Consider the following 11717-nt stretch of genomic DNA (forward strand, 5'->3'; position numbering starts at 1 on the left):
ACTCGCTAGACGCAATCTCCCCTCGGCAGGCTGTGACAGCATGCGCGCAAAGAATGCGGACGGGAAATGATAGAAGCGATCATGGAAACGATCCTAACGCGGGCCTGCTGGTTCGGTCAATCTTCAACGCACTTGAGGCAGCCACGTGCGCTTGCGCTCGCCGAACGAAAAAAACCCCGCAAGACTTTCATCTTGCGGGGCTTCGTCGTTTCAGCGGCTAGGTTGTCCGTCTAGCGCGACATCATGTGCATGCTGACGTTGTGCATGACCCACAACGTGCCGCCGATCACGATGACGGCGGTGAGTAGCGTGAAGGCAAACGCCATCACGTTCCAGCGTTGCTCCGACGACGTATTCAGATGCAGGAAGAAAATCAGGTGCACGACGATCTGCACGAGCGCGAGGCCCGCGATCGCGAGCAACGCGTTCTCACCCGTCAACGTGCCGGTCATGACGAGGCCGAAAGCGGCGACGGTCAGGACGACGGAGAGAATGAAGCCCGTCGTATAGCTGCCGATGCTGCCGTGACTTTCACCTGCGTGGGCGTTATGGCTATGGTCCATTTAGATCACGCTCGCAAGATAGACAAAGGTGAAGACGCCGATCCACACGACGTCCAGAAAGTGCCAGAAGAGGCTCAGGCACGTCAGGCGAATCATGTCGCGTTCGGTCAGATCGCGATGGCTGATCACCTGAATGGCGAGCACCACCATCCAGATCAGGCCGCACGTGACGTGCAGGCCGTGCGTGCCGACCAGCGTGAAGAACGACGACAGGAACGCGCTACGGCTCGGACCGGCGCCTTCGGCGATCAGATGCGAGAACTCGCGCAGTTCCAGCACGAGAAACGCGAGACCGAGCAGGAAGGTCACGCCGAGCCAGAACAGCAGCACGCCCTTGCGGTTCTTGTGCGCCCCGAGCATTGCGAAGCCGTACGTAATGCTGCTCAGGAGCAGCATCGTCGTTTCGAGCGCGACGCCCGGAATCTCGAACAGATCCTTACCGCTCGGACCGCCCGCGAACTGGTGGCCCATCACCGCGAACACGGCGAACAGCGCCGCGAAGATGATGCAGTCGGTCATTAGATACAGCCAGAAGCCGAACACCGATTGCGACGGTACGTGGTCCGCGTCGTGATGCGAGCCGGCGTCAATAGTCTTGGTTAACATCAATCCACCTCCACCGCGACCTGCGCACCCGCGCCGGAGCGTTGTTTCTCTTCAATCATTGCGACCGTGGCGGCCGGGATGTAATAGCCTTCATTCTTCTGGAAGCTATAGACGATCACGGTGCCGACCGCGCCGACCAGGCCGACGATCGCCATCCACCAGATGTGCCAGACACCGGCGAAGCCGAGCACCAGCGAGAACAGACCGGCGATCACACCCGCGGACGTATTCGACGGCATGTGAATGTCGCGATACACCGGCTTGGCTTCCGTATCCTTGCGCGACTTCATGTCGGTGAACGCGTCCAGCTTGTGCACCGTCGGGATGATCGCGAAGTTGTAGACCGGCGGTGGCGAACTCATCGCCCATTCCAGCGTGTGGCCGTTCCACGGATCGCCCGTGACGTCGCGGTTTTGCGGCAGATTGCGATCGCGAATGCTGACGATGATCTGCAACACCTGCAAAGCGATACCAATAGCGATCAGCGCCGCACCGCCTGCGGCCAGGATCAGCCACGGGTGCCACAGCGGGTTGTCATAGTGGTTGATCCGGCGCGTCATGCCCATGAAGCCGAGCACGTACAGCGGCGTGAACGCCACCCAGAAACCGATCTGCCAGAACCAGAACGAGGCCTTGCCCAGCTTTTCGTTCAGCTTGAAACCGAACGCCTTCGGGAACCAGTAGTTGAAGCCGGCCAGATAACCGAACAGCACGCCACCGATGATCACGTTGTGGAAGTGAGCGATCAGGAACAGGCTGTTGTGCAGCACGAAGTCCGCGCCCGGGATCGCCATCATCACGCCGGTCATGCCGCCGATCGTGAAGGTGATCATGAAGCCGATGGTCCACAGGATCGGCGGGGTGAATGTCAGCCGGCCCTTGTAGATCGTGAACAGCCAGTTGAACACTTTCACGCCGGTCGGAATCGCGATCACCATCGTGGCGATGCCGAAGAACGCGTTGACGTCGGCGCCCGAACCCATCGTGAAGAAGTGATGCAGCCACACGAGGAACGACAGCACCATGATCGCGCAGGTCGCCCACACCATCGTCTTGTAGCCGAACAGCGGCTTCTTGGCGAAGGTCGCCACAACTTCCGAGAAGATACCGAACGCCGGCAGGATCAGGATGTACACCTCGGGGTGACCCCAGGCCCAGATCAGGTTCAGGTACATCATGGCGTTGCCGCCACCGTCGTTCGTGAAGAAGTGCATGCCGAGGTAGCGGTCCAGACCCAGCAGCGCGAGCGTCACGGTCAGGATCGGGAACGAAGCCATGATCAGCACGTTGGTGCAGAGCGCCGTCCACGTGAACACCGGCATCTTCATGAACGTCATGCCCGGCGCGCGCATCTTCACGATCGTCGCGAAGAAGTTCACACCGGTCAGCAAGGTCCCGATACCGGAGAGCTGAAGACTCCACAGGTAATAGTCGACCCCGACACCCGGACTGAACTGCAATTCGGAGAGCGGCGGATAAGCCAGCCAGCCGGTTTGCGCGAATTCACCGATCACCAGCGAGATGTTGATCAGGATCGCGCTGACCGCGGTCATCCAGAAGCTCAGCGAGTTGATGAACGGGAACGCGACGTCGCGTGCGCCAATTTGCAGCGGCACGATGATGTTCATCAGGCCGATCATGAACGCCATCGCCATGAAGAAAATCATGATGACGCCGTGCGCCGTGAACACCTGGTCGTAGTGATGCGGCGGCAGATAGCCCGGGTTCGCGTAAGCGAGCGCCTGTTGCAGACGCATCATGATCGCGTCAGCGAAGCCGCGGAACAGCATGATCAGCGCGACGACGATGTACATCACGCCCAGCTTCTTGTGGTCCACCGACGTGAGCCACTCGGTCCACAGATAGCGCCACTTGCCGAAATAGGTGATCAGACCCAGGACCGTCGCACCGCCGATGGCGATCATCGCGGCCGTCACCATGATGATCGGCTCGTGGTACGGAATCGAGTCTAGTGAGAGTTTGCCGAACATGTGTTACCCCTTGCCCTTTGGCGCACAGTTGGCGTCCTTCATGTTATCGAGGACGTTACCGTTGTTGTATCGGGCAATGATGTTGTGAAAGAGCTTCGGATCGACGCTCGAGAAGTAGCGCACCGGCTCTTTCTCGGTCGGCGCGGACACCGTGTGGTAACGGTCCATGCTGAGGTTGTCCGACGAAGCGCGTACTTTCGCAACCCATGCGTTGAACTCTTCAGGCGAGGTGGCAAGCGCGCGGAATTTCATGTCCGAGAAACCCTTGCCGCTGAAATTCGCCGAGGCGCCCGCGTAGTTGCCGGCTTCATCCGCGATCAGATGCAGGCGCGTTTGCATGCCCGCCATCGCGTAGATCTGGCCGCCGAGTTGCGGGATGAAGAACGAGTTCATCACCGTGTCCGACGTGATCGTGAAGTTCACCGGTGTGCCGACCGGGAACGCGAGCTGGTTCACCGACGCAATGCCGAGGTCCGGATAGATGAACAGCCACTTCCAGTCGAGCGCGACGACTTCGACGTTGATCGGCTTGACCTGCGACTCGAGCGGCTTGTACGGATCGAGCTCGTGCGTGGTCTTCCACGTCAGCACGGCGAGGAACAGAATGATCAGCGTCGGAATCGTCCAGATGGCGATTTCGATACCGGTCGAATGCACCCAGCCCGGACGGTAGTCGGCGTTCTTGTTCGACGCGCGGTAACGCCACGCGAACAGCAGCGTGAGCGCGATCACCGGAACGACCACGATCAGCATGGCCCAGGTGGACGTGGCAATCAGCTCACGTTCCGCCAGACCCACACTCCCCTTCGGATTCAGAATATCGAGGTTGCTGCAACCCGAGAGCAACAACACGAAGCTCGCGGAAATGAAACTCATCGACCCTCGCAGAGTCTTTCCTTTCATATCCATTGCCTCTTTTTTACGTCTTCAACGAACGTCATTCGACCGCTCTCCAATAGTAAGCGCTCGCATAATAGGGGGACGTTCGGCGGTAATAAACACTCGATTTAGCAACGATCTATTGCGTCGCAGCACCGTGCGACACGTTGCCGCATGGGTGCGCGTGGGTGAACGTTTGCAAGGCACTCTTGCCGAGTATCGAAATGCCGACGAAACGCAAAAACCCCTTTAAACAAGCGCGAAAACGCGACGCGGCCTGAACGGCCACGCCGCGTGTCATGCGTGCAAAGAGACTTGATTCATAAAGAAAAAGCGTGCTGACAAGGCAGCATTCGGACGGCGAATGCTGCGACTGCGCGATAGTTCGTTCGATCAGCCCGGCGAGCGGCTCGCCGCGACGGCCGGCGCGGGCACTGCGGCTTGCAGATGCTCACCGCCGTCAGCCGGAACGGCGTCCGAAGGATGAGCCGAGCGCTCCGACTGAGCCAGCAGCGTGCCGACTGACGGATCGATCGCGTCGGTGAACGGCTTCGGATTGATGCCGATGGCGAGCACCAGCAGCGCCATCGCGCCGAGCAGCACGAATTCGCGCTTGCCGAGGTCCTTGAGGTTCGCGACGCGCGCGTTGGCAATCGCACCGAAGATCACGCGCTTGTACATCCACAGCGTGTAGGCCGCGCTCAGAATCAGCGTGGTGGCCGCCATCGCGCCGATCCAGAAATTGAAGCGGATCGCGCCCATCAACACCATGAATTCGCCGACAAAACCCGAGGTGCCCGGCAGGCCGATGTTGGCCATGGAAAACAGCATCACGAAAGCGGCGAAGCGCGGCATGGTGTTGGCCACACCGCCGTACTCGGCGATCGACGCGGTCTTCGTGCGGTCGTAGAGCATGCCCGTGCACAGCAGCATCGCGCCCGACACCACGCCGTACGACAGCATCTGCACGATCGCGCCGGCCTGGCCGATGCGGTTGAACACGAACAGGCCGAGCGTGACGAGGCCCATGTGAGAGACCGTCGAATACGCGAGCAGGCGGCGCATGTCGGTCTGCACGAGTGCGAGCAGGCTCGCATAGATCACCGCGACCAGCGAGAGCGTGATCATCATCGGCGCGAAGAAGTGGCTGGCCTGCGGCGCGATCGGCAACGCGAAACGCAGCAGACCGTAGCCGCCCAGCTTCAGCATGCCGATCATCACGGCGGCGCCCGTCGGACCGTCGAGGTGGACGTCCGGCAGCCACGAGTGCAGCGGCCACATCGGCACCTTCACGCCGAAGGCGGCGAGGAAACCGAGGAAGATCAGGACCTGCGGCCACGTGCCGAGATGCGTCTCACGCCACAACGCGAGGTCGAAGCTGTGCGTCTGGCTGTACAGATACAGCATCGACATCAGCATCAGCAGCGAGCCGAGGAACGAGACGAAGAAGAACTTCACCGCGGCGTACGAGCGGTTCGACTGGCCCCACGTGCCGATCAACAGATAGAGCGGAATCAGCGTCGCTTCGAACGAGATGAAGAACAGCATGCCGTCGAGCGATGTGAACACGCCCTGCATGAAACCCGACAGCATCAGAAACGCGCCGAAGTACTGCGCGGTCCGCTCGGTGATCGACTCCCATGAGGCGACCACGATGATGATCGTGGTGAGCGCAGTCAGCGCGACGAGCCACAGCGAAATCCCGTCCACGCCCACATGCCAGGCGATATCGAACGTGGGCGACCAGCGCACGTTCTCGACGAACTGCATCGACGTGACGTCGTTGCGGAAATTCGACACCAGTGGAATCACCGGCAGGAAACCCGCAATCGCGCCGATCAGCGCGAGCCACCTGGTGCGACTACGTGCCGCGTCGGATCCGGCACGCAAAACCACCACGCCGGCGACAATAGGGATCCAGATTAAAAGGCTAAGAAGAGGCAATGGCATGTGCTCTATCGAAAACTTGAGGTACAAAACGCCGTATCAACGCCTTCAGAATCGAAAGCATTGAAATGGATATGTAGGCTGGATTTCGCTGAAATTGACGTGCAGTCGGGGTTGTCCGCTACACGTTTACCCGCAGTCGAATGACCAAGGGTGGGAGATTACCAAGATAAGAATACTTTTGCAGCGCAACAACGCTGCAAAGCCGCTGGCAATGCATTATTGCCACGTCAGCGCTTGCGAAATGGGTAAAAATGTGCAGATGCACAAACCGACCGACATGGTCCGTAGGCGGCGAATTTTGCGAGAAAAAGCGTGCAGTTGATGGTTAGTTAGGAACTCTTGCGCGGATGTCCAAGCGCGCATCCCGAGCGGGAATAGAACATGCCGGTGCATGGCGCGGTGGATGCGCGAATTTCGAAGGTCGGGAGAAAATATTGCTTACCTACGAGCAGAAAATTTTTTTGGTCCTGCACTCTAAATAATCCGGCGCGCGGCACGGAAAAGTTCGGGCGCAGCTGGCAGCGACTCATGCGTCAGCCCGGTCCTCGACACGTGCGGCAGGCTTCTGCGTGCCTTACAGAAGCCGAATATACTTCGGCGATTCAATGGCCGATGTTCGAGCATGAGTGCGCCGCATTTTCGTCTGCGTTTCGCCCGCCCGGACGCCGCCCTCACCGGCCACACTTTTCGGAAACCGCATGCTTCGTGACGAAGGCGTCGTTCCCGCGCTCGAGTGCCGCGGGCTCAGCAAGACCTACGGCGCAGGCCGCATCGTGCTGGCGCAACTGGACTTCACACTCGGACCCGGTGAGTTCGTCGCGATCATGGGCGATTCCGGCGTCGGCAAATCGACACTGCTCAATCTGGTGGCCGGCCTCGACCGCGCGGATAGCGGCGAGGTGATCATCGACGGCAGCGCCGTTTCGCGTCTGGACGACAACGCGGCGACGCGTCTGCGCCGGCAGAAACTCGGCTTTGTTTTCCAGGCGTTTCACGTGCTGCCGCATCTGACGCTTGCGCAGAATGTGGCGCTGCCACTGCTGCTCAACGAACTGCCCACTGCCGCCGCGCTCGACATGCTCGCGGCGGTCGGGCTGGGCGGACGTGGCGATGATTTTCCGCGCCAACTCTCGGGCGGTGAACTGCAGCGGGTTGCGATAGCGAGAGCGCTCGTGCATCGCCCGAAACTGCTTCTCGCTGACGAACCCACGGGCAACCTCGATCCCGATACCGCGCACGAGGTGCTCGGCCTGTTCCGTGCGCAAAGCAAGGCAACCGGCGCGGCCACGATCATGGTGACGCACTCGGAAGCCGCCGCGGCCGTTGCCGACCGCATCCTGACTCTGAGCGACGGCGGCCTGCATGCCGCGCCCGGCGCAGGCGTGACTTTCGGCTCCCGTACCCGCGCGTCTTCCGCCGATGATGTCCGCTGATTCTCGTCCTCTGCCGCGCTTGCGAGGACACCGCGTTCTTGCGCGCTGGCTGCTGGGCGCCGAATGGCGCAGTCATCGCGGACGCGCCCTGGTTGCAATCGCAACGATCGCGCTGGGCGTCGCGCTCGGTTACGCCGTGCAGTTGATCAACAGCGCGGCCTTCAATGAATTCTCCGCGGCGGCCCGCAGTCTGTCGGGCGACGCCGATCTCCAGGTGCGCGGCGCACAACCTTCGGTCGACGAAGCCATCTATCCGCTGCTCGCCAACGAGCCCGGTGTCGCCCTGGCCAGCCCCGTGCTCGCACTCGACGTCACCGTGCCCGACCGGAGCGCGGCACTGCCGGTACTCGGCATCGACGTGTTCAAGGCAAGCCGTATTGCGCCGGACCTGATCGGCGTGCCGTCGCCGGATAAGCCGTTCGATACGCTCGCGTCAGACACCGTGTTTCTCTCGACGGCGGCCCAGCAATGGCTCAATGTGAAAGTAGGCGACGAGGTGGCGCTGCGCAGCGGCACCTCGATCGTGCATTTGCGTGTGGCCGGCGGCATCGTCAGAACACGGCCGGGTCAGCGGCTCGCCGTCATGGATATCGCCGCCGCGCAGTGGAAATTCGGCAAGCTGGGCAAGCTGTCGCGCGTCGACGTGCAGCTCGAACGCGGCGTCGACCGGGAGCGCTTCAGGCGCGATCTGCAAGCGCGGCTCGGCAGCCAGTGGGTCGTTGCCGAAACGCGTGATGCTGAAAGCCGCACCGATCGTCTCTCGCGGGCGTATCGGATCAATATGAATGTGCTCGCGCTGGTGGCGCTATTCACCGGCGCGTTTCTGGTGTTTTCGACCCAGGCGCTGAGCGTCGTGCGACGCCGTGCGCAATTCGCCATGCTGCGTGTGCTCGGGCTGACGCGTGGTCAGTTGTTGCGCCAGGTCCTGATGGAGGGCGCGTTGCTGGGCCTGCTCGGCTCGCTCGCCGGACTCGCGCTCGGCTACACGATGGCGAGTGGCGCACTGCATTTTTTCGGCAGCGATCTGGGTGGCAGCTACTTTCCCGGCGTGCAACCGCAAGTCGGCTTCGAACCGCTGGCGACCGCGTTGTTTCTGATGCTCGGGCTGGCCGTGTCGGTGTTGGGCAGTCTCGCCCCCGCACTGGAAGCGGCCCGTGCGCGGCCCGCCACCGCGCTCAAGGCAGGTGCCGAAGAAGGCGCGTTGGCGCGGCTCGCCACACCGTGGCCCGCCTTGCTCTGTCTGCTGGCCGCCGCCGTTCTCACGCAATTGCCGCCGTTGTTCGACGCGCCGATTGGCGGCTATCTGGCCGTCGCATTGCTGCTCGTCGGCGGAATTGCGCTGATGCCGCGCGTAACCGCGCTCATCTTCGGCGCGGCAAGCCTTGCTTTCGCAGCGCGAAGCCGCGCCGGTGCGGCTGGCACGCTGGCGCTGGCGCGGCTGGCGAATGCGCCAGGGCATGCGTCGATCGCCATGGGTGGCGTGCTGTCGAGCTTTGCGCTGATCGTCGCGATGGCCATCATGGTGGCCAGCTTCCGGGTTTCCGTCGAAGACTGGCTGGTCCATCTGCTCTCCGCCGATCTCTACGTCCGCGTGGCGCCGAACGGCGACACAGGCGGTTTGCGGTTGGACGAGCAGAGCCGGCTCGCGGCCGTGCCAGGCATCAGAACAGCCGCGTTTGCCCGCACTTCGCATCTGACGCTCGACGCTGCGCGGCCTGACATCGCCGTGCTCGCGCGCGAGATCGACGCGGCCGATCCGGGTGCGAATCTGCAGATGACCGGAGCCGTGCTGCCGCCTGCTGAGCTTCACGCAGGCGAAACACCGGTTTGGGTATCCGAAGCAATGGTCGATCTGTATGGATACAAACTGGGGCAGCGTGTTCGATTGCCGCTTGGCGAACGCGGCCACATGTTCGTGGTGGCCGGCGTATGGCGCGATTACGTGCGGCAGAGCGGCGCCATTCAGATACGGCTCGCCGATTACCGGCGCTTGACCCGCGACACGAGCGCCACCGATGTGGCCGTCACCGTTAAACCGGGGACGAGCGTCGAGCGGGTTATCGCGGGGCTGCGCGCTCTGCCCTTCGGCGCATCGCTGGATTTGTCGCTACCTGGTGAAATCCGCGCGCGCACACTGGTGATTTTCGATCGCAGTTTTGCGGTCACCTATCTTCTCGAGGCGGTCGCTATCGTGATTGGCTTGTTCGGCGTGGCGGCGACATTCTCCGCGCAGACTCTCGCGCGCTCGCGTGAGTTCGGCATGCTGCGGCACGTCGGCGTCACGCGCTCGCAGGTGCTCGCCATCCTCGCGCTCGAAGGCGGCATGCTAACCGCGTGTGGCATTGCAATGGGCTTCGTGCTCGGGTTCGCGATCAGTCTGATTCTGGTGTTCGTCGTCAATCCGCAATCGTTTCATTGGAGCATGTCGCTGCACGTGCCATGGATGGCGCTCGCCACTGTCGCGGTGGTGATGCTCGCTTCGTCGTGTTCGACGGCGGTGATCGCGGGACGCGGCGCCGTGTCGGTGGATGCGGTGCGCGCCGTGAAGGAGGATTGGTGATGCGGGCTTTGTCGCGCGAGTTGGCACGAGGGGTTTTGCGGGCGGTGGCGGCGCGCTCTGAACTCGCCGGCGACGAAAGTCGGCTCGTCTTGTGGCGGCGTGAGCCGCGAATGGCGCTCGTGGCTTCGGGCGGGAGCACGTCAACCGACACGTTGTTCGCGCGCGAACTGTCATGGATGGGAGCGGGCTTGGCTCTTGGCTCTGACGGCGGGTATCGGGCCGCTTTGCAACGACGTGAGTTGCGGATCACAGGCGCGGTTTTGAGCGAGACTGTGCCCAGCTATGCGTCGATCGTACGCGAATTGTCATGGATGAGATCACGCTTCGATGTGGCCTCTGGCATCGGGTATTGCGCCGCTCTGCAACGACGTGCACCGCGGACCACGGGTGCGCTTTTGAGCGGGACCATGCCCAGCCAGGTGTGGATCGTACGCAAGGTGTCATGGATGAAATCGCCCTTCGAACTTGCCAAGGACGAATTTTGCATCGCACTGCAACGACATGCGCCGCAGATCACGGGCGTGGCTTCGAGCGGGACTATGCCCGGCTACACGTCGATTGCGCGCGAGATGCGATGCGAGCCGCCGGTTAAGTCCGCTCGTGTGGCCAATCGGCGCATAGGTCTGCGGATTCGCGGCTTGCTGTCTATCTGGATGCTGACTGTGTCGACCGCATTCGCCGCAGCACCTCAATTTGCGGCAGTCACGCCCGATCACGCTGTCGCCCTGCCGCAGGACAGCGGCGCGCACCCCGGTTTTCGCACTGAGTGGTGGTACGCGACGGGTTGGCTCACTACGCCGGATGATCAGCCGCTCGGCTTTCAGATCACATTCTTCCGCTCGGCAACCGGCCATGATGCCGCCGATCCAAGCGCTTTCGCGCCTTCGCAATTAATCATTGCCCATGCTGCGTTAAGCGATCCCGCACTCGGCCATCTTACGCACGATCAACGCATTGGCCGTCAGGGCTTTGGCCTCGTGTATGCGAAGCCGGCCAACACCGACGTCAAACTCGACGCGTGGAAAATGATCCGGGCACCTGACGGCCACTACGACGTTACTGTCGACGCGACCGGCTTCTCGTTGCATCTCGTGTTGACGCCGACGCAGGCACCTTTGATTCAGGGCGAGCGCGGCTATTCACGCAAAGGTCCGCGGCCTGAGCAGGCGAGTTATTACTACAGCGAGCCGCAATTGCGCGTGACTGGCGGCGTGGTCCGGCCGCTCGCGGCGGGCGGTCCGTCGCATGGCGAGACTGCCGTAACGGGCATGGCGTGGCTCGATCACGAATGGTCGAGCACGTTGCTCGACGCCAATGCGGTAGGCTGGGATTGGCTCGGCGCCAATCTCACCGACGGCTCTGCCCTGATGGCATTCAAGGTACGAAGTCGCGATGGACACGCCGTGTGGGCGCATGCGGCATTTCGCAAACCCGACGGCGAGGTAACGACATTCGGTTCCGATCAGGTCGACTTTACGCCGCTTCGCGCATGGCGCTCGCCGCGGACGAACACATCCTATCCCGTCTCGATGACAGTCAAAACGGGCGCGCTGACGTGGAAACTCGATCCGCTGATGGACGATCAAGAGCTTGATTCCCGGCAATCGACAGGCGCGGTGTACTGGGAAGGCGCGGTGCGGGTGAGCCGCGCAGGTGTGGATGTCGGGCGGGCCTATCTGGAACTGACGGGCTATGCGAACGCGTTGCGGATGGGGAGGGAGTGAAGGTGATTTCG

Annotated in this window: 8 protein-coding genes; 3 read left to right on the forward strand and 5 right to left on the reverse strand. The window is 62.0% G+C overall.

The window, feature by feature from the left end; all coding sequences use genetic code 11:
* Positions 1 to 230: 230 nt before the first annotated feature.
* The 5 genes from cyoD to PQR32_RS36740 form a co-directional block, all read right to left on the reverse strand.
* Positions 231 to 563 carry a cytochrome o ubiquinol oxidase subunit IV gene (cyoD, locus tag PQR32_RS36720; protein ID WP_012426887.1) on the reverse strand — a complete coding sequence of 111 codons (333 nt, stop codon included), beginning with the start codon at positions 561 to 563 and terminating at the stop codon, positions 231 to 233.
* Positions 564 to 1169: a cytochrome o ubiquinol oxidase subunit III gene (cyoC, locus tag PQR32_RS36725; protein WP_408239195.1), complete on the reverse strand. Its 606-nt coding sequence runs from the start codon at positions 1167 to 1169 to the stop codon at positions 564 to 566.
* Positions 1169 to 3160, reverse strand: a complete 1992-nt coding sequence (gene cyoB / locus PQR32_RS36730) for a cytochrome o ubiquinol oxidase subunit I (protein ID WP_408239198.1) — start codon at positions 3158 to 3160, stop codon at positions 1169 to 1171. The genes cyoC and cyoB overlap by 1 nt, the downstream gene beginning before the upstream one ends.
* A 3-nt stretch (positions 3161 to 3163) precedes the next feature.
* Complete coding sequence (gene cyoA / locus PQR32_RS36735; RefSeq protein ID WP_408239201.1) at positions 3164 to 4063, reverse strand: ubiquinol oxidase subunit II; 900 nt, start codon at positions 4061 to 4063, stop codon at positions 3164 to 3166.
* Between the two features lie 369 nt (positions 4064 to 4432).
* Complete coding sequence (locus PQR32_RS36740; RefSeq protein ID WP_408239204.1) at positions 4433 to 5989, reverse strand: complex I subunit 4 family protein; 1557 nt, start codon at positions 5987 to 5989, stop codon at positions 4433 to 4435.
* A gap of 698 nt (positions 5990 to 6687) precedes the next feature.
* On the opposite strand from PQR32_RS36740, the gene PQR32_RS36745 reads away from it, so the two are divergent.
* The 3 genes from PQR32_RS36745 to PQR32_RS36755 all read left to right on the forward strand — a co-directional run bounded on the left by PQR32_RS36745 (position 6688) and on the right by PQR32_RS36755 (position 11706).
* Positions 6688 to 7422: an ABC transporter ATP-binding protein gene (locus tag PQR32_RS36745; protein ID WP_408239207.1), complete on the forward strand. Its 735-nt coding sequence runs from the start codon at positions 6688 to 6690 to the stop codon at positions 7420 to 7422.
* Positions 7409 to 9982 carry an FtsX-like permease family protein gene (locus PQR32_RS36750; RefSeq protein WP_408239210.1) on the forward strand — a complete coding sequence of 858 codons (2574 nt, stop codon included), beginning with the start codon at positions 7409 to 7411 and terminating at the stop codon, positions 9980 to 9982. The genes PQR32_RS36745 and PQR32_RS36750 overlap by 14 nt, the downstream gene beginning before the upstream one ends.
* Before the next feature lie 653 nt (positions 9983 to 10635).
* A complete protein-coding gene (locus PQR32_RS36755; protein ID WP_408239219.1) occupies positions 10636 to 11706 on the forward strand; it encodes a lipocalin-like domain-containing protein in 1071 nt (356 codons plus the stop codon).
* Positions 11707 to 11717 lie beyond the last annotated feature (11 nt).

It is taken from the genome of Paraburkholderia dipogonis (assembly GCF_046027395.1).
GTDB classification, from domain to species: domain Bacteria; phylum Pseudomonadota; class Gammaproteobacteria; order Burkholderiales; family Burkholderiaceae; genus Paraburkholderia; species Paraburkholderia dipogonis_A.